The organism is Mycobacterium sp. SMC-13, from assembly GCF_045311035.1.
GTDB lineage: Bacteria > Actinomycetota > Actinomycetes > Mycobacteriales > Mycobacteriaceae > Mycobacterium.
Window position 1 is genome coordinate 1 of record NZ_JBJIAI010000042.1, and the last position, 25658, is coordinate 25658.

Sequence of the window (25658 nt, forward strand, 5' to 3'; positions counted from 1 at the left end):
TTGGTAACCACACCGATACCGGAGGTCCTCACCTACTTCCGCTCACCACGCCGTTCACAACCTGTCTGGGAGTTACAGCTAGGTAGCGGTCGCCGAACAGGTTGTCGTACCTGATCACCGCGCGGCTTCCCTCGGTCAGGACGACCGAGTTCTCGGCGGAGAATTCGACTCGTACGGTGGAGTCCCGGTTCACCGAGATGCTGCGCACCTTGCCGACCTCCACCCCGGCGATGCGGACGAGGCTGCCCTTTCTCATATTGGACACGTTGCTGAACTGGGCGAAGTAGGTCTTGCCCACGTCGAACCGGAATTCCGCGAAGACCGCCAGCAGGGCGAACGTGCCGAGGGCACAAACCGACAGGAAGACGGCCAGGCGCCAAATGGTGCCCTTCAGCTGTTTGCTCACACTCTCTCCTGTTCCCTGTCGTTCACGGTCGGGTCACCCGGGCGGCGGCACGGGAGCCGGTATGGCCGCGGTCGGGGCCGTGCCTGGTGTCGGTGGTGGCGGCGGCGGGGGTGGCACCCCGGGCCACAGGGGTGTTCCGCCCGGTCCGTACAGCGGCGCCCCGTAGGGCGGCGCCCCCGGGTAGGGAACCGGGCCGGGCGCCGGCCCGGGCAGGCAGGGCCGGATGCTCGGGGGTTCCGGGACGGCGCGGGTGACCGGGAAGAAGTCGACCCAGCAGGGGTGTCCGATGCCGGGGTTGGGCCGCCAGTCCAGGCCTGTCCCCCAGCCGACGTTGGTGATCAACTGTCGCACCGGCCAGTTCTTGGTCGGGTCGGGCATCGAGCCGCATCCCGGCTTTCCGCCGGGGCCGCCCTTGGCGGCGACGATGGGCAGATTGTCCGGATAGAGAAACGGGTCGTTACCGAACATGAGCGCCGCATCGAACTGGGCCGACCGCCCGTCGGCACCCGCCCACGCCGTGTAGCCGCCGTTGTTGAGGTACCACGTCGCGCCCTGCAGCGCACAGGCGTAACTGGGACTGTACTGCAGCAGCAGGTCCGTCGTCGGCTGGAGAACCTCCACCGACCGGACGAGATTGTCTTTGCTCGCACCGAGCAGGTTGATCCCGGCGGTGGACATGCCGGTGACGTTGAGCAGCAACGCGTCCAGCGCTTCTGCGTGATCCACGATGGTCGTGCTGGTGGTGCTGGCCGCATTCAGAACCGCCACGATGTCCTCTGCGGCACTGCTGTAGGTGTCGTTGAAGCTCTTGAACGAGCGCCAGTCTTGGCGGAGGGTGTCGCTGCGGGCGTTGAGCGCCAGCAACACCTGGTTGAGGTCGGTGGTGGCCTCACCGATGCGTTCGCCTTGTCCGCGCACGGCCTCTGCCACCGCGGTCAGCACGGCGTTCAACTTGGCCGGGTCGATAACCCCGATCAAATCGACGATGTTCTCGAACACGGTGTTGATCTCCGTGGCGACGTTGATCGAGCGCAGCACCGCGCCGGCGGCAAGCCGCTGGACACTCGGGTGCTCCGGCGGGATCAGCTCGACGAACTTGGCGCCGAACGCCGTGGTGGCGTTGATCTGCGCCTCGACGTTGGCGGGGATGTACCGGATTTGATCCGGCTCAATCTCCAACGTGAGGCTCACGGAGTTCTTGCCAGCGGTGATCTGGGCGACGCGGCCGACCTGAACACCGCGCATCTTCACTTTCGCGCCGGTCTCCATCACCACACCCGCGCGATCAGACGTCAGCGTCACCGGCACAAAGGACCTGAAGGTGCCGGCAAAGGTGCTCGAAGTCACGAAGACAAACGCGGCGATCGCCACAAACAGAATCAGCGTCCACCACGCGGAGTGGAACCGGTTCTCACCCGGCCTGGGATTCATCCCCGGTCACCCCGCCAGGTTGAAATTGCCGGACTGGCCGTAGATAGCCAGCGAGACGAATACGATTTCCACCGCCGCGACCACCATGGAGGTGCGCACCGCACGCCCCACGGCCTCCCCGACACCGGCGGGACCGCCGGTTGCGGTGTACCCGTAGTAGGTGTGCACCAGAAGGATCACCACCGTCATCGCGACCGCTTGAAAGAACGACCAGATCAGGTCGGTGGGATTGAGGAATGTGTTGAAGTAGTGGTCGTACACGCCCGAGCCCTGCCCATAAATCGCCGTGGTGCCGGTGCGCGCGGCGAGAAACGCCATCATCACCGCCACGCAGTACAGCGGAATCACCACGATGACACCGGCCAATACCCGGGTGGAGGCCAGATAGGCGACGGTGCGAACACCGAGCACCTCGAGCGCGTCGATCTCCTCGTTGATGCGCATCGCTCCGATCTGAGCGGTGGCGCCGGCGCCAATGGTGGCCGAAAGCGCCACCGCGGTGGTGCCCGGCACGATGAGCCGGACGTTGAAGAAGGCCGAGGCAAACCCCGTCAACGCCTCCACCCCGACGGACGCAAACTGGTTGTAGCCCTGCACCGCGACCAACGCGCCAGTGGTCATCGTCAAGAAGCCAACGATCGCGACCGTGCCCCCCACCACGGCCAATGCCCCAGAGCCCAAACCCATCTGGGCGATGAGCCGCAGCAGTTCGGTCCTGCAGTGGACAACGGCGTCCGGGATGGAACTCAGGGTCGTGACGTAGAACCGTGTCTGTGCGCCGATGCTGTTCCACCCGGCGATCAGCGACTCGAGGGCGCGCCGAAGCCCCGGGTGCAAACTCGAGACGACACTGCTGCTCATGGATCGCCCTTACTGCACCGTGAACTGGATGCCGACGGCAGTGACGATGACGTTGATGGCGAACAGCACCATAAAGGTGAACACCACGGTTTCGTTCACCGCATTGCCCACACCGGCCGGGCCGCCGCCCACCGAAATGCCCTTGTAGCACGCGATAAGCCCGGCCGCCAGCCCGAACAGCATCGCCTTGGTCAACGAGACGACAACATCGGCGGCGCCGGTGAGCACCGTTAGCCCCGCGACGAACGCACCCGGTGAGACGTGCTGGATGCTGACGACGAAGAAAAACGCCCCAGTCAGGCCCACCAAGATCACCGTGGAGGCCAGGGCCAACGACACCGTGGTGGCGGCGAGCACCCGAGGAACCACCAGCGCTTGGATCGGGTTGATGCCCATCACCCGCAGCGCGTCGACCTCCTCGCGAATCGTCCGCGCACCCAGATCCGCACACATCGCGGTGGCGCCCGCGCCGGACACCACCAGAACCGTCACGATCGGGCCGATCTGGTTCACTGTCCCGATCGCGGCGCCGGTGCCGGAGAAATCCGCCGCTCCGAACTCGGTCAGCAGAATGCTGAAGATGAACACCAACAGCACCGAGTACGGCAGCGTCAACATCAGTGCCGGCAGCATCGACACCCGCGCCACAAACCAGGTTTGACTCAGGTACTCACGCCACGCGAACGGCGGGCGGAACATCTGCACAAACGTGTCTAGCGACATCGCAAAGAAGTCGCCGACACCGCGCATCGGGGTCAATAGAACGCGCGACGCCATCACGACGGGTTCCCGCTGACCACGCCCTCCGACCGCCGCTGACGGCCGGCTGGGCCGCTGAGCGTTGCGTGAATGACCAGTAGCTCAGGTGTGCGCGTCACAGCCAGCACCGTCATCAGACCACCTCCGTTCTTTCGCACGTCCCCGGCACACCGATTTCTGGTAAGCATTGGCGATACTATAGAGGACGTTGTGATTGCCGTCACCCCCCTTTGCATCGTTGCCAGAGATTGCCCGCCCATGCTGTGTTGCATGAGATACCGCTGGCCAGCCTTTCGGCTTGCGCGCACCTGCCCGCCACCGGCGCCTTCCACCGGTTCGGTCCCGGCGAACTAGACCGGAGCCGAGTTGCGCAGCCCGCGCCAACCGGACTCAGGAGAAGCAACAGCGTGTCCGTGGTGCAGAGACGGATTAGGAGGAGGGCAGCACATACGACGTGACGACATCCGCAATTCCGCTCGGTGGGCGAGCCGAAAACCATGAAGCCGCCGATACCACTGCATCGCCTATGGGTCGCTTCTAGGTGGCGCGCCTGAGCGGCGAGCGCCGCGGTCTTCCCAGGAAACTGGCGGCCAGGGATCCTGTTGAGTTTGCTGCGAGTAAGCTGCGGGAGAATGGGGGCCGAGCTATACATATGGATCATCATGAGGATAGAATGGGGAGGGCGGCCTGGCTGCGATCCTGTCGCAACGCCACTTCCCGGTCCGTACGGTTGGTGTACGCGTGCGAGCCGGCGAGACCGGACAGTCGCCACCGGATAGTGAAAGGTTAGTAACATCATCGGGTCGATTTGCGACTGGAGGAGCGGATGACAGGGCGGAGCTTTGTGGTCGGGGTGGGAATGGTGCCGTTCGCCACCCCGAGCAACAGTGATCCCTACGACGTGATGGCAGAAGGCGCTGTCAAAGCCGCGCTGGCCGATGCCGGTGTGGATCTCGCCGACGTGCAGCAGGCCTATGCCGGTTATGTCTACGGCGATTCGACGTGTGGACAGAATGCGCTGTATCGAGTCGGGATGACGGGCGTGCCGGTGGTCAACGTGAACAACAACTGCGCCACGGGCTCCTCGGCGTTGTGGCTAGCTCGCCAGGCGGTGGCCGGTGGTGCTGCAGACTGCGTCCTCGCGTTCGGGTTCGAGCAGATGCAACGTGGCGCGCTGAAGTCGCACTGGGATGATCGGCCGACACCCTTCGCGCGGTTCGCCGAGGCCGCCAGCGGAGCGCAAGACTGCCCCGACGGGGTACCCATGCCGGCACTGTGGTTCGGCGGCGCGGGCGCCCAGTACGCCGACCGGTTCGGAATCCGTCCGGAGACCTTCGCCAAGATCGCGGTGAAGGCGCGCCGACACGCGGCCAATAACCCCTACGCGGTGTTCCGTGATCCCCTGACAGTGGAAGAGGTGCTGGCCTCCCCGCATATCTATGGCCCATTGACCCGGTTGCAGTGTTGCCCGCCCACCTGCGGAGCGGCGGCCGCGGTGCTGTGCAGCGAGGAGTTCGCCCGCCGCCGCGGCCTCGACACCACGGTCGCTATCGCCGCGCAGGCGTTGACCACCGACACCGACACCAGCTTCGCCGACGCCGACATGGCCAAGCTGGTGGGCTATGACATGGCGCAGTCGGCGGCACGGCAGGTCTACGAACAAGCCGGGGTCGACCCCATCGACATCCGGGTCGTCGAATTGCACGACTGCTTCACCACCAATGAACTGCTGACCTATGAGGCGCTCGGGCTCACCCCAGAGGGCACCGCGGAAAGATTCATCACCGACGACGACAACACCTACGGCGGCCAGGTCGTGACCAACCCCTCCGGCGGGCTGCTCTCCAAAGGGCATCCTCTGGGGGCAACGGGCCTCGCCCAGTGTGCCGAGCTGGTGTGGCAGCTCCGAGGCCAGGCCGCAGAGCGGCAGGTGGAGGACGTCAACCTCGCGCTGCAACACAACATCGGTCTCGGCGGGGCCGCGGTCGTCACGCTCTACGAGAAAACACGTTGACATGCCCCGGTAGTGAGGCGGTATTACGAAAGAAGCGTTGCCCGAGATGACCATGACGATCGACGCCGGCAGGCTCCGCTTTCTGCGCCAAAGTTACCGGACAGGCCGATCCCGTCTACTTCGACCACGGCGCCGCCCGCGCCCTCCGACTGAGGGTTCAGCCGCCTTTTCTGGTGGCAATCAATCTCGAACAGCCGGTTAGTGATCATCGCAGGCGACATGCCCCATATCAGCATGCGTTGACCTGGGACCGCATTGAAGTCACACATCGATTGCTGTTCGCGCACCGTTCAGGGACCGCAGTTCATGCCCGAGCGCAGCAGACATTTCGCTACCGTTTTTTTCAGCGCTCGGCCCTAGCCCTCGTCACGTTCGTGGTTAGCTGCGGAAGGAAACCGCGGAGGGCGGCGATCTTTGATGGCGGACGCGCCCTCAATCACATCTACGTCGAAGAAATTCAGCATCTCAAGCGCCAGTGAAGCCTCGAAAATCGGACCCGCGTTTCGCACCCAGTGGTTCAACGCCCGTTTGGTCCACCTAACGGCGTGCTGCGGGCCACCAGCCAGCTTTTGAGCCACTTCAAGGGCGGTGGGCAGGACTTCCTCGGGCGGACGGCACAGGCTGACCAAGCCGATTCGCTCGGCCTCTTTCCCGTCAATGAAATCTGCGGTCAGCAAATAATACTTGGCCTTGGCAAGGCCACACAGAATGGGCCAGACGATTGCGGCATGGTCGCCGGCGCCAACCCCGAGTCGTAGATGGCCGTCAGTCAGCTGCGCGTCCTCGGCTATCACCGAAACGTCAGCCATCAAAGCTACCGCCAGTCCCGCACCGACGGCCACCCCATTGATCGCCGAGATGATTGGTTTGTCGCAATTCGCGATGTTGTAGACGATGTCGCGTGCCTCGGCCATTGTCTCGACGATCTGCGAGAAGTCGTTTGCCTGATCGAGCACCATGTCGAGGTCACCCCCCGCGCAAAAAGCCTTGCCAGCGCCCGTGACAACGGCGACCCGAGTTTGCGAGTCAGTGCCGACGTCGAGCCACACCTTGCCCAACTCCCAGTGCAACCGCTTGTTGGCGGCATTGAGCCGGTCGGGCCGATTGATGGTGACTTGCAGAACGCCCTCGCTGGGGCGGTCGAACGTGAGGTGCTGGTACTGGTCATAGCTGCTCATCGAGTCTCTCCTTGATCAGACAGTAGGCGCCGCGCACGGAGACCGTCGAGGTTGAAAGTGAGTAGGGACCGCGCGGAAAGTCCGTGTTCGGTGTGACAGTCGACGGCGACGGTGGCTGTCCGCGCGGTGTCGCGTTGGTTCACTGCCAGCACCCGCCCGTCGGTCCGCAGCGTATCGCCAGCGCACACCGGGGCCATCATCTGCAACTGCCGACGAGCAAGCCATGCCTGCGGGCCGGCCCACGCCTTGCCGATCCGGTCCACCAACCCGTGGAAGAACATCGTGTTCAGGTAGACATCGCGGGCACCCTGCTCTTTGGCGTAGGCCTGGTCGTGGTGACCACGGAAGAAGTCGCGGGTGGCGGCCGCGTTTAGTACGCACCGCGTGACGGTGACCGGCATCGTCACCTCAGGCAACACCTCGACGGGCTCAGCGCGGGGTTGTTCGGCCGGGCCCGGTCGTCGTTGAGGGGTTCCGCCCGCCCCAACAACGTAGCGGAACAGCACGTTGTCGTTGGTCGCCACCAGGGTGCCATTCTGGTTGCGGCATTCACTGCGCGTGGTCACGAAGTGCCCGACACCCAGTGCGGTTCGTTTCTCTGCCGAGATCGATTCCACCCGCTCGGTGGAGATGAGCCGGTCCCCGACCCGCATCGGGGCGAAAAACCGGCTGTCTGTCGAGACGTTGATCAGCGTGGTACCCGGCAGCGGCACCTCCAGCGCGAGCACCGGCGCGTGTTCGGGCTTGCGCCGCGGGTTCCACGGCAGCGGGAACGCCCACACCATGAGCATGCCCGGCGGCGAGATCCGAGCCCCGTATCTCGTCGTCGCGGCCTCAGTATCCCAGTAATTCTCGTCAGCATCCTCTATCAGGGCACAGAAGTAGGCGATTTGGGCTTCGTTGACCGCGAACGGCGACCGACTGGTTACTTCGCGGCCCACCCAGACGGCCGCTTCTTCGGCCGGCCCGGTGACCACGTAGCTGAGCGCGTCGGCGTAATTAACGCCCATCAGCGTGCGGACCCGATCGGGCGGAACTGCGGAATCGCGAGTTCGCCCCGCGGTTCGAACGTGACCTCGACCGGTGTGCCGACCTCAACGTCCTCCGGCGAACAGTCGACCACGTTGGCCATCATTCGCGGGCCTTCCGACAATTCGATGACGGCCAGCACGTAGGGCACCGCGAAGGCCGGCGACGGGGGCTGGTAGACCACGGTGTAGGTGAGCACCGTCCCTCGCCCCGAGGGTTGTTCCCACGTCAGATCGGTTCCCCAGCAATACGGACACCATCGGCGAGGATGGTGGTGAAACCGGCCGCAGGCGCGGCATCGTGGCAGCACGAACCGGCCCGCGGCCGCTTCCTGCCAGTAGACCGCCGTGCTCGCGGTCAGCGCGGGAACCGGTGGGGTTGTCATGGTGTCCTTCCCAGCAGGACCGTCGAGTGGTCGGCCATCACGCCGCCGTAGGTGTGAACCAGCGCGATCTCGGCGTCCACTTGGCGGCCTTCGGCTTGGCCCATCACTTGACGTGCCCCCTCGACGAGCATCGACATGCCCGAAGCGTCGCCGGTGTGCCCGAACGACAGCAACCCACCGTAGGTGTTGATCGGCAGATCGCCGCCCGGGGCGCCGCGACCGTCCAGGAAGAAGTGGCCTCCTTTGCCCGGCTCGACCAGGCCGGTCTCCTCCACCAGCAAGATCGGGTTGATGGTGAACGCGTCGTAGAGTTCGGCGAGGTCCACATCGGACGGAGACACGCCCGCCATGTCGAATGCGGCGCGCGCCGAAACGCCGGCGCCCATCGTGGCGAAGTCGCTTGCGTGGCTGATGTTGCCGTGGTCGTGGAACTCCCCAAAGCCGAGCAGATATGCGGGCTGTTCGGTGAGTTCGCGAGCCCGCTCACCGCTCGTGACCAGGAACGCCGCGCCTCCCTCGCAGGGCACCGAGCAGTCCAGCAGGTTGAACGGCCACGCGATCGGGCGTGAATCCAGCACCATCTCGATGGTGAGCGGGCCGGCGTCACGCATCAGGGCGTCGGGGTGTCGCAGCGCCCAGTCGCGGCTGCAAACCGCAACCGCCGCCAGGGCGTCCCGCGATGTACCACGTTCGGCCATGTGCCGGGTGGCCGCCAGCGCGTAAAGCGCCGGAATGAAGCTGCCATAGGGATACTCGAAGTCGGGGTGGCTGATCATGCGTGCCATGGCGTCTGCGCCGCCCGCGCCCACCTTGGGAAACTTGCCCGCCCCGACGCACAGCACCGAGTCCGCAAGGCCCGCGCCGATCGCCAGCGCTGCACGCGAGAGCATGATCGTGTAGGTCGCGCCGCCCGCGTTGATCGTCTCGCAGAACCGTGGACGAATCCCCAGGGCGTCGTTGAGCCGCTCATGGACGAAGATATCAGCGCCATGCCCCGCGGCCATGCCCGCCGGGCACACCAGCAGACCATCGACGTCGTCGGGCCCAACCTGAGCGCCTTCCAAGAACCGGCGCAGCACCAATTCCGGCATGCCCGCCCCGTCCTCGTCGGGATATCGCCCTGGGCGCAGTTCCTCGACCGCCGCGATGGCGGGACGGCCGGCAAGGGCACGCGAACTCATGACAACCTCGCAATCGTTCAGATACCAATACGTCGCCAGCCCGTACAAGAACCCGTCGAACGTCATCAAAGCGGCCGTCGCCGATGCGCTCACCAGGAATCGCCCCCGACGTCAGTAGGACTTGGGTAGGCCCAGGCTGTGCTGGGCGACGAAATTGAGGATCATCTCCCGGCTGATCGGCGCGGTGCGCATCAGCCGCGCCGGCCCCCACAGCGTTGCCAACCCGTATTCGGTGGCCATCCCATTGCCCCCGTGTGTCTGGATCGCCTGATCCAACGCCAGGATCCCCGCCTCCGCCGCGGCGTACTTCGCCATGTTGGCGGCCTCTCCCGCACCAGAATTCCCGGCGTCATGCAACTCGGCCGCCCGCTGGGTCATCAGCCGCGCCAGTTCGACCTGAATCTTGGCATGCGCCAGCGGATGCGCCACGCCCTGATGCGCGCCGATCGGGGTATTCCAGACCTGGCGTTCCCTGGCGTAAGCGCACGCCTTGTCCAGCGCGTAGCGGCCGATCCCGGTGCTCAACGCCGCGCCCATGATCCGCTCCGGGTTCAGCCCCATAAACACCTGTCGCAGCCCCTCGTCCTGCTCCCCGACCAGGTTTTCGGCGGGCACCCGCACGTCGTCGAAAAACAGCGTGAATTGCTTCTCGGGGGTGACTGCCTGCACCGGGATGAGTGTCTTCTGGAGCCCGGCAGCGTCGGTGGGCACCACCACCAGCGACAGCTGCCCCCGACCCCGCTCGTCGGTGCCGGTCCGGGTCACCACCAGGACCGCCTGGGCCTCATCGACCCCGGAAATGTAGTACTTGGTGCCGCGCAGCACCCACTCGTCGCCGTCACGCGTCGCGGTCGTGGCGATGTTGTGCGAATTAGAACCCGCATCCGGTTCGGTGATCGCAAACGCCATGATCATGTCACCACTGGCGATCCCGGGCAGCCACCGCTGCTTTTGTTCCTCGCTGCCAAACGCCTGAATTATCGTGCCGCAGATCGCCGGTGATACCACCGTCATCAACAGCGGACAACCCGCCGCGGCCAACTCCTCACCCACCGCGTGCAGCTCGTAGATACCCCCACCCCCACCGCCGTACTCCTCGGCAATGTTCACTCCCAAAAACCCCTGCTTGCCGATCTCCCGCCACAGCTCTGTGGACTTCTCCCCCGCCAACGACTTGCTCAGGTAGTACTCATGGCCATACGAACGCGCAATCGCCGCCACCGCCGCCCGCAAATCCCGTCGCTCGTCACTTTCGCAAAGCTCCATCCCAACACACCTTTCCTGTCAACTGAGCATTACCGGCGGTCCAACGACCCGGTGAACGACGTTGCAGCCGCAACCCGTCGGCGTCGACTGCACAGTCTGCCGACCGACCGACCGACCGATCGGCCCGGCGATGCGGCGCGGAGCATTCAGCCCACGATCACACGTTATCGGCCATTAACATCCGGGCGCAAGCCACCATATGGGAGCGTCCGCCGCCAGCGTTGTCTCCGACGCGTCCCAAGGCAAGCGATTGACGGTTAGGTCTGGAAATATCCTTGGTGCTGGTCGCGTAGCACATTCTTTTGCACTTTGCCCGTCGCGGTGCGGGGCATCTTGTCGGTGAAGATCACCGCCTTCGGGACCTTGAACCCCGACAACCGGCGGCGCGCCGCAGCCAGCACGTCATCCTCGGTGAGCTCGGCACCCGGTTTGGGGGTGACGATCGCCACGATCGCCTCGGTCCATCGCTGGTGCGGCAATCCGACCACGACCACCTCCTGGATTCGGGGCTCCCCGTCGTAGAGCGCCTTTTCGACCTCGATGGAGGCCACGTTCTCACCGCCGGTCTTGATCACGTCCTTCTTGCGGTCGGCGAACCACAGCAGTCCGTCGGCATCGAAGCGTCCGATGTCGCCGGAATGAAACCAACCGTGCGCGAACGCCTCGGCGGTGGCCTCTGGGTTGCGCAGGTAACCCTCCATTGCGTGCGGGCCGCGATAGACGATCTCGCCAGCCTCACCAGGAGGGAGCAGATTGCCGGCGTCGTCCATGATCCCCACCTGAACATTGGGAACCGGCAGGCCGACGGAGCCCGCATGCGAGAGCTGATACTCAGGCGGAAAGACGGTCGTCAGCGGGTTCATCTCGGTCTGGCCAAAACCGAGCGCGAACTGACAGCCGAATACCTCCATGGCGATGCGTAGGTCGGTGTCGGGCATCGGCGCCATCGCATACAACGCCAGACGCAGGCTCGACAAGTCACGCTTGGCGATGTCGGGGTGGTCCATCATCGCCCGGTACATCATCGGCAGCCCGAAGATCTGGGTAACCCGTTCCGCCTCGATGGTCGCCATCAGCGCGCCAGGGTCGAACGCACGCATCAACACCGCGGTGCCGCCGACGTACATCAGCCCCGTGGTGAACCCGTTGAGCTGGGCGGTATGAAACAGCGGCATCATCACCGCTGACCGGTCCTGCTCGCTGAACCGCAACACCAGGGGGGCCGTGAGTGACTCGATGTAGACCGCGAGATGACTGCTCACCACCCCCTTTGGCGCCGACGTCGTTCCGCTGGTGTAGAGGTAGCTGATCGCGTCGCGGTCATCGACGAAGCATTCCGGTTCGGCGTCGGAGGCGTCGCCGACGAACTCGCTCATCGCCCGCCACCAATGCGAACCGGCGGATTCCCATTGTGTGCCGGTGCCAGGTGCGACGATCACATCGGTCACCTTGCGTTGTTCGAGGCGGTCTAACGCCGCCCCGACGAGTTCGGCCAGTTGGCTCTCCACAACCACCCCTTTGGTGTGGGAATGCTCAAGCACGTAGGCCGTCTCAGACGCGCCCCAAGCGAGGTTGATCGGGACACACACCACTCCGGTCTTGGCGCACGCGTAATAGGTGAGAAGGAACTCGATGCTGTTGCCGCAGGCCAGAGCGAGCGCGTCACCCCGCTGGTAGCCCGCGGTCGCCAGCGCGTTGGCCAGCCGATTCACCGCGGCGTTCAACGCACGATAGGTGAGCCGGCGCTCGCCGTCGACCACGGCTTCGTGCTCGGGGCGCCGCCACGCGGTGCGGGTGAGCATGTCCCCGACGTTGACGCGTGTCACAAGATTCTTCTGCAGATCCACCGCGGTCATCGGCGCTCTCCTTCCGCCATGGAAAGCAGCTAACGGGCGGTGCAGTCCCGATGAACTGGCGTCCGGCAGCTTGCGTGCAATCCGTGTACATAGTGTAATGATTATCCATAGTTATTTCGTTGAGTCTTGCGAATCCGGCCCGCGACGTAGCAATCGCTGGGTAGTGGCTGGGGGTCGAGTGGGCCGCGAAGCGGAACGCACCTCAAGACACGGATCAAGGGCGAAGGGCGGGGCTCATGCCAGGAGTAGACGGACGGGTGGCGATCGTCACTGGGGCGGGCCGCGGCCTCGGTCGCAGCCATGCTCTACGCCTGGCGGCGGGGGGCGCGCTGGTCGTCGCGAATGACCTTGGGGTGAGAAAAGAGGGGGGTGGCGCGAACGCTGCGGCGGCGCAGGACGTCGTGGCGGAGATCCGGGCCGCCGGCGGTGTCGCCGTGCCCGATGACCACGACATCGCTTCCGAGACCGGCGCGAAGGAGGCGGTCAAATCCGCGCTCGAGGCCTTCGGCCGGCTAGACATCGTAGTCAACAACGCGGGCATCCTGCGAGACGCGACGTTTCACAAGATGACTGTGCAGCAGTGGGAGGCCGTCCGCCAGGTGCACCTGGATGGAACCGCGTTTGTGACCCGCGCGGCTTGGCCCCATTTGCGCGAGCAACGCTACGGCAGGGTCGTCGTAACCTCTTCCGGCGCCGGCCTGTTCGGCAACTTCGGACAAGCCAACTACGCGGCCGCAAAGCTTGGTGTGGTCGGACTGATGCATACACTCGCACTGGAGGGTGCCCGCCATGGCATTCGGGTCAATGCCGTCGCCCCGGTCGCGCTGACCCGGATGACCGTCGGCCTGCTCGACGATGCCAGCGACCTCGACCCAGCCTGGGTATCGGCCGCCGTCGGTTGGTTATGCGCCGAGGAATGCGATCTGACGGCCGAGATCGTGCGGGTTCACGGTCGCCATTTCAGCCGCGTACGGATCGTCGAATCGCGCGGCGTGGACTTCCCGTCCCCACCGTCCGATGATCACCTCGCAGCCAGATGGGCGGAGATCGCCGACCTGTCTGGCGCACAGGAGGGTCAGGCGGCGGTCGCCACCGCACGCCATGCGGGCTCGGGATGAGTCGGCCAACGGCAATTGATACGCCGACACCGATTGTCAGCTGACAGGTTGTCAGCTGGCAGGTGAAACCCTGCGCGGCTGTCGCTTGATCGGCCTCGCCGTGTGAGGCAGTCGCTGCCCGGACGACGGTGACGGAGTTATCGCCGCAGCGCAAGGATTTCGGCGCGAACGATGCTTGTTCCAGGGCGAACAGACACCGGCATCGCCGAATCCGGTGCGGTTCACAGCCCTACTGCAGATCCGGTTCGACTGTCTTGCCGCCGACCGGGCTGGATGCCATTCGGCGATCGTGTCGTAGTCAGTTCACGACAGCAACTGACCCGGGACCAGCGGCCAGCTCGCGGGCGATGGCAACACCAGCAGTCAACAGGTGCTGCTTATGGCCGAAACCTTGGCACCGCCCGATCTCGCCCCTCAGCGCCGGCTGGGTCAACGCGGTCACGCAGACAGCTCGGTCGACCGCGTCGGCGACTCCGCGTCACGTTGGGTAGAGCCGCGCCAGCCGTAGCGTTCGCGGGCTCCGCGGCACGGGCGCTACTTCAAAATGTTGTGTTTATCTGATAATAGTTATACTTTATGATGGTCGATGGCGGTTCGTAGCTGGGAAATCGCGCTCATCTGGCGCCCCAACGCTGACGCCGCGGCTCCCGCGAACGAAAGGACGTGCCAATGACCACCCCGGCGCTCGACCAGCTCACCGACGCGCAACAGGAACTCGTCGAACGCGCCCACCTCATCGCCGGCACTGAGCTTCGCCCGCACGCCGCTGAGTGGGACCGCCGCCAGGAATTCCCGGAGCGCTCCTACCAGATCCTGCGCGAGAACGGCTTCACCGGGCTCACCGTGCCGACCGAGTACGGCGGTCGCGGCCTCGGGGTGTTCGAGGCCTGTCTAGTCCTCGAGGAGCTGGCGGTGGGCTGCATGGCCAGCGCGCTGACCATCCAGATGCAGCTCAACGGACCCCCGCGGGTGATCGCCCGGATGGGTAGCGAACAGCAGCGCCAGCAGTACCTGCCCGAGGTGGTCGACGGCACTCGGCGGTTCGCCGTCGCGATGACCGAGCCGCAGGCCGGATCGGACGGCACCGCGCTGGCCACGACACTAGCCCCCGATGGCGACGACTTTCGGCTCACCGGCGCCAAGTGCCACATCACCGGCGCGCTGCAGGCGCACACCTTTCTGGTGTTCTGTCGCGCGCCCGAGACCAACGGTCCCGACGGGATAGGCGCGGTGCTGGTGGACGCCGACGTCGAAGGCCTGGCGCCGATCGAAACCGAGGAGAAGATGGGCGGTCGCGGCGTGGCCGAGGGGGTGCTGCGGTTCACCGACGCCCCCGTGCGCCGCGATCAGGTGATCCTCGAACCGCGTCCCGGTTCCAAAGAGGGCGCCTCGTTTTTGATTCGCCAGTTCAATCCCGAGCGGTGCGGCAACGCCGCGATGTCGATCGGGGTCGCGCGCGCCGCCCTGGAGGACGCCGTCGAATACGCCAAGGAGCGTGAGCAGTTCGGCCGCCCGATCCTGGAGTTCCAGGGCATCCAGTGGAAGATCGCCGACATGGCAACCGAGCTGGATGCCGCGCGGTTGCTGCTATGGCGCGCCGCGCGCACCGATGTCGCCGGTTTCCCGGGTATCCGCGAGACCGCGATGGCCAAGCTGTACGCCAACGAGGCCGCGGTGCGGGTGTGCAACGAGGCGATCCAGCTGCTGGGGCACAAGGGATATCTCACCCGCTACCCGATGGAACGGTACTTCCGCGACGTGCGCGGAATGGGCATCGGCGGGGGCACCACCGAGATCCTGCGCAACATGATCGCCGCAGAGGTCACCGGCGTGCGCACCAGCCAGCGGCGGTGCTGAGTCGTGAATTTGGGGCTGAGCGCAAGCGCCGAGCACTACCGAGCCGGGCTCAAAGACTGGGTTGAAGCGAACCTGCCGCCACGGTGGCGTGACATCCCGGTCGGAACGGGCGACGACGAGTCCTACGTCGCGATGCGCCGGGAGTGGGGCCGGCGCCTGTTCGAGGCGGGATGGCTTGCCCCACATTGGCCCACGGAGTACGGCGGCCAAGGACTAGGGGTAGACGCACAGCTCGCGTTCGTCGAAACGCTGGTCGAAACCGGCGCGCCGGAGCCGATGAACACCAACGGCATGGGCATCTTCGCCCCCGCGCTGATGCGATTCGGCACCGACGAGCAGCGAAGACGGTATCTGCGCCCGATGCTGTGCCACGACGACATCTGGTGTCAGGGGTTCTCCGAACCCCAGGCCGGCAGCGACCTGGCGGCGGTGTCCACCCGGGCGGTTGCCAAGGCAGACCACTTGCTCGTATCAGGCCAGAAGGTGTGGACATCCTACGCACTGTTCGCGCAGCGGTGCTACCTACTGGTCAAGGTTGCCGACTCGCCCGGCCCGACGTTGGTCGTGGTGCACATGGACCGCCCCGGCATCACCGTCAGGCCGCTGCGCAATCTAACGGGCACCAGCGAGTTCTGCGAGGTGTTCTTCGATGACGTGGTCGTCGATGCGGCCGACGTGGTCGGCGGGATCGGCGACGGGTGGCCGGTCGCCACCTACGCCTTGGCTCGGGAACGCTCCAGCGCCTTGGCCCAGCGGTCACTGCAACTGTCGCGTGAACTGACGCGGATGCTGAGCGCGCTGGACGATGTCCATCGCGACGCGTGCGCCGAGAACGCCCTGGTCGACGCGTTCGTGCGCACCCGCGTGGTGGACAGCACAGTACGCCGGGTATTCGCGCTCGATGCTGATGCAGCCGAGCCAGGGATGCTCGCACCGATCGCGAAGGTTCTGTGGAGCGAAAGCCACCAGAAGCAACTGGCCACCCTGCTGGAGGCGGCCGGACCAGAAGTGGCTGCGGCCGGTGCCGGGTGGTCGGAATGGACCCGCTCGTTGTTGTTTGCCCGCGCCGAAACGATCTATGGCGGCACAAGCGAGATCCAGCGCAACCTGATCGCGAAGGCGCTCGGCCTGCCGAGCGACCGCCGGTGAAAGAGGGTGGAATGGACTACCGGATCGATGACGAACTGGCAATGCTGCGGGCCGCGCTGCGGGAGTTTCTCGAGGCGCGGATGCCCGACTTGATCCGGGAGCCCGCCCGGGACAACCGGGCAACGGCGTGGCGGGAGCTGGTGTCGGCCGGATGGTTGGAGCACTTCGGCGCGGCAACCGGAGAAACCGGGGCGCCGGCGGACTGGGTCGGCGGCGTGCACGTGGCCGAAGCGTTCGGCGCGGTCCCCGTGCCCGGACCGGTGGACGTGGTTGCCGGCTACCTGATGCCGCTGGCGAAGGCCGCCGGCATGAGCGGGCTGCTCGAACGACTGCACACCGGCAGCGTCATCACCGCGGCGCCCCCGGTTCCGGACATATCCGGGCGCGACGGGGTGCCGCAGTGGCGGCACCGGCGTCTGTGCGCCGTGCGTGAAGCGAACCGGATTCGGGTCAGCGGAGTGCTGGCGCGGGTTCCCGCCGCCGGCGACGCTCAGGCGGTGGTGGTGCCGGTCGACCTGGACGGCGTACCAGGGCTCGCGCTCGTGGGCTGTGACCAGGCGGGAGTCGAAGTCGGCGTGTCAGCCGGCGTGGACTTGCGTCGGCCCGTCGCAGATGTCCGCCTGCGCCGGACCCGCCTGGAGGCCGAAGCGCTGTACACCGACCCTGGCCTGTCGGCGCTTGAGGAGCGCTGCGCGACGCTGTACAGCCTGTTTCTCGATGCGGAGGCGGTCGGTGGCGGCGCCGAGGTGATCGCGCGCAGTGTGGACTACTGCACTACGAGAACGCAGTTCGGGCGGCCGATCGGGGCGTTCCAGGCGATCCGGCATCGGCTCGCCGACGCCGCCAGCGGCGTGGAGGGAGCCCGTTCACTCGTCTACCAGGCGGCCTGGAACGTCGCCGCGGGCGCGCCCGGCGCGATGTGCGACGTTCGGGCCAGCCGCCTGTGGGCCTCGGCGGCCTACCTCGCGGCCGCCGAGGCCGCCATCCAGTGTCATGGGGGTATGGGGTTCACCTGGGATCAGCGGCTGCACCTCTGGTATCGCGCCGCGGTTGCCGGTCGGGGCGCCGATACTGTGGTCGGGGCACGTTCAGCGCTCGCCGCACTGCTACGCGGCGACGAACGTCTTGTGCCATCCGCACCACACGGCAGGCTGGCCGCGGCGGGGAGGACGAGCAAGTGAGTGAACCCGAGGTGCTGTTCGACCGGCCGCGACCCGGTGTCGCGGTTCTCACCCTCAACCGGCCGGGTGCGCGCAACTCCCTCGGTTGGCAAACCTGGCACCAGCTGGGTGAGGCAATCGATGAGGTGGCCGCCGACGACAACTGTCGCGCGGTGGTACTCACCGGCGCCGGCGGGACATTCTCCGCCGGCGGCGACGTCAAGACCTCCCCGGCCCGCGGAGCGGGGCTCGGCGCGCCCGCGGCGCGGTTGCTGGTCGGACAGCGCGTGCTCGACACGCTGCTCAAGTTGCCCAAACCAGTGCTTGCCGCTGTCGAGGGGCCCGCGGTGGGTGCTGGCTGGAGCCTCGCATTAGCCTGCGACCTGGTTGTAGCGGCCCGCGACGCCGTGTTCGCGGCCCCGTTCGTGGCGCGCGGCCTAGTGCCCGACTGCGGAGCCGCCTGGTTCTTAACCCGTGCGCTGGGCCGGCACCGGGCCGCGGCGCTGCTGTTGAGCGGCGAACGGCTCACCGCGCCGCAGGCCGCGGGCGCGGGTCTGGTCAGTCAACTCGCCGAGCCTGGCGCAGCGCTGACCGTCGCCACCGACCTCGCCGCAACCCTCGCCCGCGGCCCTGCAGAGGCACTGCGCTTGACCAAAGGCATGATCCGCGGCGCGCTCGATGTACCGCTGGAAAGATTCCTCGAACTCGAATGGCTGTCGGCCACCCTCGATCTGACCGGGCCCGACGCTGCCGAAGGCCGCGCAGCCTTTGTCGAGAAGCGCGATCCTGATTTCTCCAAGATCCGCCGATCCGCCGATGAAGCTAGCTGAGCGGTGACCCTGAGCCGCTAAGGCCAGCAGGCCGTTGTCGCGGGCAGTGCTCAACTACGTCAGCCGCGCGGCCGGGCTGCCAGAGTCCCACTGACGACGTTGCCGACGCTACGATATCTCCGCGCTCGCGGCCGTCAGCTGTAGAAGCACGTTCCGTGCTTGGACAACGTCACTCGCAGCACGGCGACCGAGACGGCGCTCTAGCGGCCTCTACCCCGGCGCCAACCTTCGTGATGAAGGGCAAGAGTCTTATCTGTAACGGTTGAGGGGTGTGTAGGACTGTTCCCCACGTGGTTCTCAGCGCGGTTTGACGTCGTAGGTGACAGTGTTATCTGTAACGGTGTCACCCACGTTGGGGTGGTACGTCTCTGTGTTGTCGGCTGGAGGGCTTGGCCAGCCCGGTGAGTCGGGTCAGTGCGGTGAATCCGTCGTCGGTTCCGGGCCAGTGTGCGCGAACGGTGTCGAGGCCGGCGCGGCGGACGACGCTGCGCAGGACGGCGGCGACGATGATGGCGTCGTCGGCGTATCCGAGCACCGGGATGAAGTCGGGGATCAGGTCGATCGGGATCGCGAGGTAGGCCAGCAGCAACCCGAGGCGGACGCGGATCCCGCGCGGCAGGGTGCTGTCGCCGGCGAGGCGACGCACCAGCCGCAGCACGTCGGGCAGGATGCGCACCGCCTCGCGCAGTAGCCCTCCCCGCGGCCGGAGAATTGCCAGTGCGACCAGCAATGCCAGCCAGGCGAATAGGAGTGCGCCGCCAACGCCGATGAGGAGATCCCACCCGAATGAGCCCGTCACGATTCGTGCGCCACGTGCAGCCGCTGCGAGGTGCGCGCATCGGTTTGCGCGGATGTTTCGGCCTGCAGGGCAGCGTCCTCAAACGCTGCCAGCTCAGCAGCCGCGGCGTCGACGGCTGCGCGGGCAGCGTGCCCACCGGGGGCCGTGAAGTAGTCACGGGCGGCGATCTTGGCCAGCCAGCTGCGGAACCGGTCCAGGTCGGCTTCGGACTCCTCGACCTCGGCGTAGGTGAGCCGTCCGCGAGCGCGTTCATCGGCCAGCTCCTGGCGCAGCGCCGGGAGCCGCTCCAGGACTTCGGCGTACTCGCCGTCGCGGGCGGCGTTAAGCTCGTCGATCACGGCCTGTTCGTCGGCGGGATCGACGAAGCTCATCGGTAGGACGCGGGCGGTGCCGCCGTGGTGATGGATCCGATCGGCCAGCCGCCGCACTTCGCGGACCACATGTGCGTGGGCGGGCAGCAGACACACCGATTGCTGCAGATATAAGGCACCGAGCGAGCGCAGTTTGCGCCACACCTGCACCCGCAGCGTGCCCGCCGCGCCAGCAGTCGACACGCTGATCACCAGCCAATCGAGTTCGTCGCCCCTAGCCACAATGAGATGTTACACCCGTAACATCATGCTGATACAGCAGCTACGCGGGCTGAGGTATCTGGTGGCCAGCAGCTGCACCCAACCTCGCTGCGGCAGCCGTGAGATTGATCCCGTTGACGCGGTCAGCGTGTATGCCCCAAGCTGTCGACGTGGCCCAGATCAGCGAAACGCTGTTGATCGACCAGGTCGTGGCGCGGCTCACCGCCAGCTACGCCGACCTGCCGCCGGACCATGTGGCCGGCGCCGTGCGCAGCGCGCACGCCCGGTTCGAGCAGAGCCCGATACGGGAGTTCGTGCCGCTGCTCGTCGAGCGGCATGCCCGCGCCGAGTTGTCCCGCAGCGCCGGTCTGCTTACCTGGTCGTCCTAGGCGTCAGCGCAGGCCCGCCCCGCTTTGCACCGCTCAGCGGCACCAGATCGAGATCGCGACCACCCAAACCGATCAGCTCCGTGGTTGGGTAGCGGTCAGAGGTGTGCCGGCCCGGGCCCTGCCGCAGCGGGGAATCGCTCCTCGATCGCATCAAGCAGGCGTTGCAGCGCGTACTGTTCCTGCTCGCGATGCCGGATCTCCCGTCTGATGCGGTGGACCTGGTTCATCTCGCCGCGCAGTTGATACTTGGCCAGCGCGGCCTCGTGGGCCGCCATCCGGTCAATGAGCAGCTCACGCTGGCGCGAAAGCTCACCCCGGTAGTAGTCGGCCTGGCGAACATCCGCGGCTCGCGCGGCTGCGATGTCGTGGTCTGAGACGGTGGACGTGCTCATCTGGCACACCGTAACCGAGCACCAGACCATGCGCGCGGGCAACAACGAGCCAAAAAGCTCCACCGCCACCCGTTGCACCGCGGGCCAGGAACTGCGGCGTTCAGCTCGTCGACGCGTTCACCAACGCCAACCGCGCCGGCATGACATCGCCCCACAGACGCAGCGCCACCGCGCGATGCTCCCGATTCCCACCCCGGATTCTCGGACCGCACAGGCGATCTCGTCGAACGCGTCCCGCTCAGAACACCCACGCCATCCGATCAAAACGCCGATCGCTACATCGATCACTCGGCGTGACGACGGGTCCGCACCCCGGCCCAACTGGCTCACCTCGTCCACCCTTTCCGCGCCGGAATCATCTCGATCAACCCTGTGTACCCCCGGGCTATGAACAACAGCCACCTCGCAGAAGAACAAACTCGCGACGCCGAACCCGGCGATCGCGGTGCTCAGTCATCTCTTCCTCCGACGCCCCCGGGAGGTCCAGGCAGGTACGACGCCGACCACTTATGCCAACCGTTGGCCTGGTCGACGCCATCACCGATTCTGATCCGACAGACGAACTCGCCTGCTTCGTGGGCGATCACATTGATCTGCTCCCGGAGGTAATTTAGAACCTCGCTTGCTGTCCGATCCGAAGGGACGAACAGGTGGACCGTTTTCCACATTTCCTCCACCAGGCTCCCTTCGCCCCCTCCACCGCACCGATCGCCGCGGTCGGCCCAGCGCAACGCCCGTCGTCACAGTGCACACCATGCACGCTGACTGCACCCGCAACCGTGAAAAGGCGACCTGATCATCGGTGACATAGACGACGGCCGGGCCAGCGTCCAATGCCCACGTTGCGGCGCCCCAAGTCGCCGACCCTGTGAAACGGTGCGCCCGGGCGCCAGTCTCGTCGGCTACCACCGCGAGCGCGGCTACCGCCACGATGAGCTCCTCGACCTGGGCTACATCAAGTACACGCTCGTCAACGAATCCACCCAGCACCCACTTTTCCTGTGGCGCCGCCGGACACAACGCCCGATCATCCGCGACGGCTACCGCCAGTCCGACTAAGGCCGGGCACTACGGCTCAACTAGTTCGAGAAGTCGTCGGCAACATGTGTCGCACGTGTCGCTGAAAGAGCAGACGTTCTACACATGTAATCTACGTTGCTACCAGCAAGAACACGCCAATTGTTCATCTCATTACAGATAAGCGGTCGCGGTGAGGCGGTCAACAATCGCGGCTAGCACGGTTTTCGATGTCCCCTCGCGCGACACCATCTAATCATGCCGAATCAACCAGCGGCGTTGGTGAATGCTACAGCCAGATCGGCGTGCCACGGCACCGACACCTCGTCGCTATCCGGAGCCTGGACCGTTTGTCTTCCCGAACCAGGAGTCTGCGACCGCAACGCAAGGCCATACGCAAGTCGGTGAAGGCGATTACTCAGCCTGCCGGGCGCGCTGGACCCTGAAGAGCTTTACTTTGCCGCTCACGCCTTTGAGCCGGCGTGCGCCCATCGACGACCAGGTGAAGTCCGCAGCGTTGCCGACGGCCTCGCGCGTGGAGTCGGCGACCGCCACCGTCCCCGGCCGCGCCGCTGCCGTTACTCGACTGGCCACGTTGACAGGACTGCCGAACCAGTCGCCCCCGCGTGTGATCGCCAGTCCGGAAGCCACGCCGATCCGCAAGCGCGGCAAGCCATTTGCTGCCGCGTCGTCAGCCAAGTCGAGGATTGCCCGCAGCAATGGCGCCGGATCGAAGCACATGAGCATCACGGCGTCACCCACCGACTTCACCAGCCGCACCGGGGTGACCGCTACGTGCTGGGCCGATTCGGCGAGCCGACTGGCAACGCGTTCAAGCTCCAGAGGTGGCAGCACCTCCCCCAATTTGGTGAAGCCGGCAACATCAGCGAACGCCACCGTTACCTGGTGGGCCCCGGGTAATCTTCCGGCAGCCCGCTCAGCGGCGCTCACGGCCTCAACCTGGAACGAAGTGCGAAGTTGCATAAACAATAGGTCTTCGATCAGCGGTCCGAGGTGAGGCGCGGATCGACGCGCCAGCTGCTCGACCGCCTGCGCCAGCTCGATTTCACTTGTCCCCGGCCGCAGGAGGGTGTTGAGGGCCGCATCGCGCATCGTCGCGGCGGCACCCCAGTCCCGCGATCAGCATGCGCATCACGGCAACCGTTTCGTCCGGCTCGACGCCCATGTCGAGGAAGAATTTCGCGTGCGCGATCGCTTTTCCGTCGGCGCGCAGCAGTACGGCTGCGTCGGGGTCGTCGATCCTCGGCCTTCCGACCGCGCCGTAGAGGCGCTGCAGGAGGTCCAATTCGATCCCTGTGGATTCGCTGATCTCACGCGCGGACACATAGGTCCCGTCGTCGCCGAAGATCGTGTTCGCGGGCAGCAGTAGAGGCGTAGCGAGCGATCTACGTATCTCGTCGAGGGGGTAGCCTTTTCCGATCAGCCATGTGACGAGGTCGGCACGCTCTTCGCGGGCTTGGCCCTCAAGGCCGTCGAGCATACCAAACTCCTCGATGTCGTGGTTAGCTGCCATACCGCAAACGTACTGCTCGATGCATCGCCTACCGCATCGATTCGCAGCGCCACAAGTCGACGGGTGCGTTCGGACAACTTCGCGAAACTTCGCGCTCGGTCCATGCGGAACCGGGCTTCCGAATCAGTGAGGTATTTGCACGCCAAATATCGCCACGGCCCCACGAGCAACTTGGGCATAGCCCGATATCCAACGGTGACTCGCAAGAATTCCCGGGCGTCGGCCACGACCGGCCACCCCGTCTGGCGCTTGGGATGATCTCCACACTTTTCGGGCGTCGCGATCACATCGCCTCCACGGCCGACCCGGGTTGCCGCTACACGGGATCCTGAACCGTGACTCGGTCCCGTTGCTTGTCGACATCGCTAACAGGTGCAGAGGTTGACCGCGGGCCCGCCATGCCAAGATCCCGCCGAGCGGGATACCCATTGACCTGCTATAGAGTTGGCTTACGTCCCTCGTCCGCCGGTGACTGACCATAGCCGATCGCGCGAATGACCACAGAACCGACAACGCCGGGCTATCCGTGACGCCGCCCCACACTCCCTTGAGTTGACCACGAGACTACGCGAGGCAATGACTTGCGAGTCACGTCAGCGAATTCTCGTGCAATTCAGTATGATTTATATCAGAGGGCTGCAGGCTGGAGCTGAAGCTCCGCCCCACGTCACGCCAAGCAGGGCATAGGAGCGGGAGTGGACAGCGATATCGACCAGGCGGCAAACACATCTGAGATACCGCATGCAGCGCGCCGCTATACAAGAGTACCCAAGGCGTCAGATATTCTGGCCGACCGGCTCCGCGCAAAAATCCTCGGCCGCGCGATGCGGCCCGGCGACCAACTGGCTTCGGAAGCGGAGTTGATCTCCGGAGAGGGCTTTAGCAGAGGCACCGTGCGAGAGGCGCTGCGCCTGCTCGAATCCGATGGTTTGATCGAAATCCGCCGAGGCCCACGCGGTGGCATTCGGGTAACTCGTCCCGACCTGCGGCAGATCAGCAGATCCGTTGCGCTCCTACTGACCCTCGCTGAAACCTCAACCAGAAAGTTCTACGAGTTCCGCAAACTCCTCGAACCCGCTATTGCCGCTATGGCAGCCCGGTCGGCCACCGACGAGCAGCGCGGCTGGCTACTCGCGATCGCTGACGCCACATCTCGAAACGGCTCATGGGAACCATCGGTGGAGTTCCACGAGGCTCTCGCGGTTTGCAGCAACAACGAGGTCTTGCGGCTCGTCATATCGATGTTCGAGCAAGAGTTGTCGTGGCACGTCCCAGGTGAGTCGCTCACCGAGCTAGACATGGAGGATACCCGCCGGGCGCACCAGAGCATCGCGCGTGCGGTGGCTGCCGGCGACGCCGACCGCGCGTCGAGCGCAATGCAACGTCACCTGAACCAGTTCGAGCGAATGCTCGACACAAACGGCCGCCTCGACGAGCCGCTGCTCCCCCGAGAGCGTTGGCTCCAGTGACGCCGACCCCCTCGCTCGTCACCGTTTTCACAACGCGCTTACGGGGCATCAGGCAGCGAAGCCATCCACCGATGCATGCCCAACACGCAGCCCGCGTCGCGTCCCTGGCTTGGCAGGGTTGATGCAGACAACAATGATCTTTATTGACTGGGCTCGTCATCGAGGAGATGGACGGCTTGGGCGGTGTAGGTTAGACAGCCCGGCGCGGTGGCGCATCATGTCGCGAATTGTGATGGCTGACTTGCCGTTCGCGCCGAACTCGGGCCAGTATTCGGCGACCGGCACGTCGTAGGAAGCAATCCCCGGTCGACAAGCCGACGGATGACCGTGGAAGCCAATCCCTCTGTCGCTGAAAACGCCATCGCGCCGGTGTTGGCCGCCGACGGTACGCTGCCATGACGATCGGCCCCACCCGATCCACACATCAACAACCGGTCTGCCATCGAGGTATACCGGCAGCGCGCCCGAGACTGTCAAGTTAACGGTGTAACTCGTTGTTGTAGTGTTACTTTCGTTCTGGGGTTAAACGTCCGGGGAAGGCGATCTCGAACGCGTTGAGGGGTGCCTTCCAGCGGTTGATCCAGCGTTGTCGGCCTTTGCCGGTCGGGTCGAGGCTCATGATCGCCAGGTAGACGCACTTCAGGGCGGGCCTGCTCGGTCGGGAAGTGCCCTCGGGCGTTGACGGCCCTGCGGATGCGCGAGTTCAGGCTTTCGATGCTGTTGGTCGTGCAGATCACGCCGCGGATTTCCTTGTCGAAGGCCAGGAATGGCACGAACTCGGCCCACGCGTTGTCCCACAGCTTGACGATCGCCGGGTAGCGCTGGCCCCAGGTCTCGCTGAACGCGACGAATGCATCCAACGCCGCCGACTCGCTTGCCGCGGTGTAGACCAATTTGAGATCCTTGGCGATCGCCGCCCAGTCCTTCTTGGGGGTCGGGGAGCAGATTCTCGAAATCCGGCGCTAAGGATTTACGGCAGATAGTAGCGTACTATCTGCCGTAACTC

22 protein-coding genes and 4 pseudogenes are annotated in these 25658 nt (G+C 65.5%); 9 read left to right on the forward strand and 17 right to left on the reverse strand.

All coding sequences use genetic code 11. The features are described from left to right. Positions 1-73: 73 nt before the first annotated feature. From ACJH6I_RS30035 to ACJH6I_RS30050, 4 genes and pseudogenes are all read right to left on the reverse strand, one after another. A pseudogene (locus ACJH6I_RS30035) lies at positions 74-394 on the reverse strand (MlaD family protein); the annotation flags it as partial. A 45-nt stretch (positions 395-439) separates the two neighbouring features. Then, the gene (locus tag ACJH6I_RS30040; protein ID WP_047040657.1) at positions 440-1837 is read right to left on the reverse strand and encodes an MCE family protein; all 1398 of its coding nucleotides are present in this window, start codon (positions 1835-1837) and stop codon (positions 440-442) included. Positions 1838-1843: 6 nt separating this feature from the next. Beyond that, positions 1844-2698 (reverse strand): ABC transporter permease, encoded by an 855-nt coding sequence (locus ACJH6I_RS30045; protein WP_082131860.1) that lies wholly within the window; start codon positions 2696-2698, stop codon positions 1844-1846. 9 nt (positions 2699-2707) lie between these two features. After that, positions 2708-3475: an ABC transporter permease gene (locus ACJH6I_RS30050; protein WP_176470772.1), complete on the reverse strand. Its 768-nt coding sequence runs from the start codon at positions 3473-3475 to the stop codon at positions 2708-2710. An 808-nt stretch (positions 3476-4283) separates the two neighbouring features. Here ACJH6I_RS30050 and ACJH6I_RS30055 point away from each other — a divergent pair. Beyond that, positions 4284-5471: a lipid-transfer protein gene (locus tag ACJH6I_RS30055; RefSeq protein WP_047040653.1), complete on the forward strand. Its 1188-nt coding sequence runs from the start codon at positions 4284-4286 to the stop codon at positions 5469-5471. 356 nt (positions 5472-5827) lie between these two features. On the opposite strand, the gene ACJH6I_RS30060 is transcribed toward ACJH6I_RS30055, so the two are convergent. The 6 genes from ACJH6I_RS30060 to ACJH6I_RS30085 form a co-directional block, all read right to left on the reverse strand. Then, positions 5828-6649 (reverse strand): enoyl-CoA hydratase/isomerase family protein, encoded by an 822-nt coding sequence (locus tag ACJH6I_RS30060; RefSeq protein ID WP_047040650.1) that lies wholly within the window; start codon positions 6647-6649, stop codon positions 5828-5830. Continuing rightward, positions 6646-7659: a MaoC family dehydratase N-terminal domain-containing protein gene (locus ACJH6I_RS30065; RefSeq protein WP_052773273.1), complete on the reverse strand. Its 1014-nt coding sequence runs from the start codon at positions 7657-7659 to the stop codon at positions 6646-6648. The genes ACJH6I_RS30060 and ACJH6I_RS30065 overlap by 4 nt, the downstream gene beginning before the upstream one ends. Beyond that, the gene (locus tag ACJH6I_RS30070) at positions 7659-8063 is read right to left on the reverse strand and encodes a Zn-ribbon domain-containing OB-fold protein (RefSeq protein WP_047040647.1); all 405 of its coding nucleotides are present in this window, start codon (positions 8061-8063) and stop codon (positions 7659-7661) included. The genes ACJH6I_RS30065 and ACJH6I_RS30070 overlap by 1 nt, the downstream gene beginning before the upstream one ends. Next, on the reverse strand, positions 8060-9310 hold the full coding sequence (locus tag ACJH6I_RS30075) for a thiolase family protein (protein WP_198419700.1): 1251 nt from the start codon (positions 9308-9310) through the stop codon (positions 8060-8062). Before ACJH6I_RS30075 ends, ACJH6I_RS30070 begins: the two co-directional genes overlap by 4 nt. Before the next feature lie 45 nt (positions 9311-9355). Then, positions 9356-10510, reverse strand: a complete 1155-nt coding sequence (locus ACJH6I_RS30080) for an acyl-CoA dehydrogenase family protein (protein WP_047040646.1) — start codon at positions 10508-10510, stop codon at positions 9356-9358. Positions 10511-10767: 257 nt separating this feature from the next. Then, on the reverse strand, positions 10768-12366 hold the full coding sequence (locus tag ACJH6I_RS30085; RefSeq protein WP_047040644.1) for a long-chain-fatty-acid--CoA ligase: 1599 nt from the start codon (positions 12364-12366) through the stop codon (positions 10768-10770). A gap of 236 nt (positions 12367-12602) precedes the next feature. On the opposite strand from ACJH6I_RS30085, the gene ACJH6I_RS30090 reads away from it, so the two are divergent. From ACJH6I_RS30090 to ACJH6I_RS30110, 5 genes are all read left to right on the forward strand, one after another. Continuing rightward, entirely contained in the window at positions 12603-13484 is an 882-nt protein-coding gene (locus ACJH6I_RS30090; RefSeq protein WP_047040641.1) for an SDR family NAD(P)-dependent oxidoreductase, read from the forward strand. 669 nt (positions 13485-14153) lie between these two features. Next, complete coding sequence (locus ACJH6I_RS30095; protein ID WP_047040638.1) at positions 14154-15341, forward strand: acyl-CoA dehydrogenase family protein; 1188 nt, start codon at positions 14154-14156, stop codon at positions 15339-15341. Between the two features lie 3 nt (positions 15342-15344). Further along, positions 15345-16490: an acyl-CoA dehydrogenase family protein gene (locus ACJH6I_RS30100; protein WP_052773272.1), complete on the forward strand. Its 1146-nt coding sequence runs from the start codon at positions 15345-15347 to the stop codon at positions 16488-16490. Between the two features lie 11 nt (positions 16491-16501). Next, on the forward strand, positions 16502-17671 hold the full coding sequence (locus tag ACJH6I_RS30105; protein WP_052773271.1) for an acyl-CoA dehydrogenase family protein: 1170 nt from the start codon (positions 16502-16504) through the stop codon (positions 17669-17671). Then, a complete protein-coding gene (locus ACJH6I_RS30110) occupies positions 17668-18480 on the forward strand; it encodes an enoyl-CoA hydratase/isomerase family protein (RefSeq protein WP_047040635.1) in 813 nt (270 codons plus the stop codon). The genes ACJH6I_RS30105 and ACJH6I_RS30110 overlap by 4 nt, the downstream gene beginning before the upstream one ends. A gap of 343 nt (positions 18481-18823) precedes the next feature. Here the strand turns inward: ACJH6I_RS30110 and ACJH6I_RS30115 are convergent, their stop codons facing one another. Then, positions 18824-19279 carry a YkvA family protein gene (locus tag ACJH6I_RS30115; RefSeq protein ID WP_047040634.1) on the reverse strand — a complete coding sequence of 152 codons (456 nt, stop codon included), beginning with the start codon at positions 19277-19279 and terminating at the stop codon, positions 18824-18826. Beyond that, the gene (locus ACJH6I_RS30120) at positions 19276-19872 is read right to left on the reverse strand and encodes a Chromate resistance protein ChrB (protein WP_052773270.1); all 597 of its coding nucleotides are present in this window, start codon (positions 19870-19872) and stop codon (positions 19276-19278) included. The genes ACJH6I_RS30115 and ACJH6I_RS30120 overlap by 4 nt, the downstream gene beginning before the upstream one ends. Before the next feature lie 131 nt (positions 19873-20003). On the opposite strand from ACJH6I_RS30120, the gene ACJH6I_RS30125 reads away from it, so the two are divergent. After that, positions 20004-20240 (forward strand): three-helix bundle dimerization domain-containing protein, encoded by a 237-nt coding sequence (locus ACJH6I_RS30125; protein ID WP_047040632.1) that lies wholly within the window; start codon positions 20004-20006, stop codon positions 20238-20240. 95 nt (positions 20241-20335) lie between these two features. Here the strand turns inward: ACJH6I_RS30125 and ACJH6I_RS30130 are convergent, their stop codons facing one another. Together ACJH6I_RS30130 and ACJH6I_RS30135 are read right to left on the reverse strand one after the other, a co-directional pair. After that, complete coding sequence (locus ACJH6I_RS30130; RefSeq protein ID WP_131721944.1) at positions 20336-20632, reverse strand: hypothetical protein; 297 nt, start codon at positions 20630-20632, stop codon at positions 20336-20338. A gap of 117 nt (positions 20633-20749) precedes the next feature. Beyond that, a complete protein-coding gene (locus tag ACJH6I_RS30135; RefSeq protein WP_324614534.1) occupies positions 20750-21034 on the reverse strand; it encodes an ANTAR domain-containing protein in 285 nt (94 codons plus the stop codon). Between the two features lie 474 nt (positions 21035-21508). On the opposite strand from ACJH6I_RS30135, the gene ACJH6I_RS30140 reads away from it, so the two are divergent. Next, positions 21509-21691 (forward strand): hypothetical protein, encoded by a 183-nt coding sequence (locus ACJH6I_RS30140; protein ID WP_047040625.1) that lies wholly within the window; start codon positions 21509-21511, stop codon positions 21689-21691. Positions 21692-22063: 372 nt separating this feature from the next. Here the strand turns inward: ACJH6I_RS30140 and ACJH6I_RS30145 are convergent. Beyond that, positions 22064-23183 (reverse strand): annotated as a pseudogene (locus ACJH6I_RS30145) (adenylate/guanylate cyclase domain-containing protein). Between the two features lie 695 nt (positions 23184-23878). On the opposite strand from ACJH6I_RS30145, the gene ACJH6I_RS30150 reads away from it, so the two are divergent. Beyond that, positions 23879-24652 (forward strand): FadR/GntR family transcriptional regulator, encoded by a 774-nt coding sequence (locus ACJH6I_RS30150; RefSeq protein ID WP_075909486.1) that lies wholly within the window; start codon positions 23879-23881, stop codon positions 24650-24652. Positions 24653-24838: 186 nt separating this feature from the next. Here the strand turns inward: ACJH6I_RS30150 and ACJH6I_RS30155 are convergent. Then, positions 24839-25117: pseudogene (locus tag ACJH6I_RS30155) on the reverse strand (serine hydrolase domain-containing protein); the annotation flags it as partial. Positions 25118-25157: 40 nt separating this feature from the next. After that, positions 25158-25581: pseudogene (locus ACJH6I_RS30160) on the reverse strand (transposase); the annotation flags it as partial. Positions 25582-25658 lie beyond the last annotated feature (77 nt).

What these genes read in the sequence shown, in the direction of transcription:
- ACJH6I_RS30060 (WP_047040650.1), bottom strand. Translation starts at nt 6,649, where the DNA reads ATGAGCAGCTATGACCAGTACCAGCACCTCACGTTCGACCGCCCCAGC.
- ACJH6I_RS30050 (WP_176470772.1), bottom strand. Translation starts at nt 3,475, where the DNA reads ATGGCGTCGCGCGTTCTATTGACCCCGATGCGCGGTGTCGGCGACTTC.
- ACJH6I_RS30130 (WP_131721944.1), bottom strand. Translation starts at nt 20,632, where the DNA reads ATGAGCACGTCCACCGTCTCAGACCACGACATCGCAGCCGCGCGAGCC.
- ACJH6I_RS30040 (WP_047040657.1), bottom strand. Translation starts at nt 1,837, where the DNA reads ATGAATCCCAGGCCGGGTGAGAACCGGTTCCACTCCGCGTGGTGGACG.
- ACJH6I_RS30065 (WP_052773273.1), bottom strand. Translation starts at nt 7,659, where the DNA reads ATGGGCGTTAATTACGCCGACGCGCTCAGCTACGTGGTCACCGGGCCG.
- ACJH6I_RS30070 (WP_047040647.1), bottom strand. Translation starts at nt 8,063, where the DNA reads ATGACAACCCCACCGGTTCCCGCGCTGACCGCGAGCACGGCGGTCTAC.
- ACJH6I_RS30045 (WP_082131860.1), bottom strand. Translation starts at nt 2,698, where the DNA reads ATGAGCAGCAGTGTCGTCTCGAGTTTGCACCCGGGGCTTCGGCGCGCC.
- ACJH6I_RS30080 (WP_047040646.1), bottom strand. Translation starts at nt 10,510, where the DNA reads ATGGAGCTTTGCGAAAGTGACGAGCGACGGGATTTGCGGGCGGCGGTG.
- ACJH6I_RS30125 (WP_047040632.1), top strand. Translation starts at nt 20,004, where the DNA reads ATGCCCCAAGCTGTCGACGTGGCCCAGATCAGCGAAACGCTGTTGATC.
- ACJH6I_RS30090 (WP_047040641.1), top strand. Translation starts at nt 12,603, where the DNA reads ATGCCAGGAGTAGACGGACGGGTGGCGATCGTCACTGGGGCGGGCCGC.
- ACJH6I_RS30085 (WP_047040644.1), bottom strand. Translation starts at nt 12,366, where the DNA reads ATGACCGCGGTGGATCTGCAGAAGAATCTTGTGACACGCGTCAACGTC.
- ACJH6I_RS30105 (WP_052773271.1), top strand. Translation starts at nt 16,502, where the DNA reads ATGGACTACCGGATCGATGACGAACTGGCAATGCTGCGGGCCGCGCTG.
- ACJH6I_RS30095 (WP_047040638.1), top strand. Translation starts at nt 14,154, where the DNA reads ATGACCACCCCGGCGCTCGACCAGCTCACCGACGCGCAACAGGAACTC.
- ACJH6I_RS30055 (WP_047040653.1), top strand. Translation starts at nt 4,284, where the DNA reads ATGACAGGGCGGAGCTTTGTGGTCGGGGTGGGAATGGTGCCGTTCGCC.
- ACJH6I_RS30075 (WP_198419700.1), bottom strand. Translation starts at nt 9,310, where the DNA reads ATGACGTTCGACGGGTTCTTGTACGGGCTGGCGACGTATTGGTATCTG.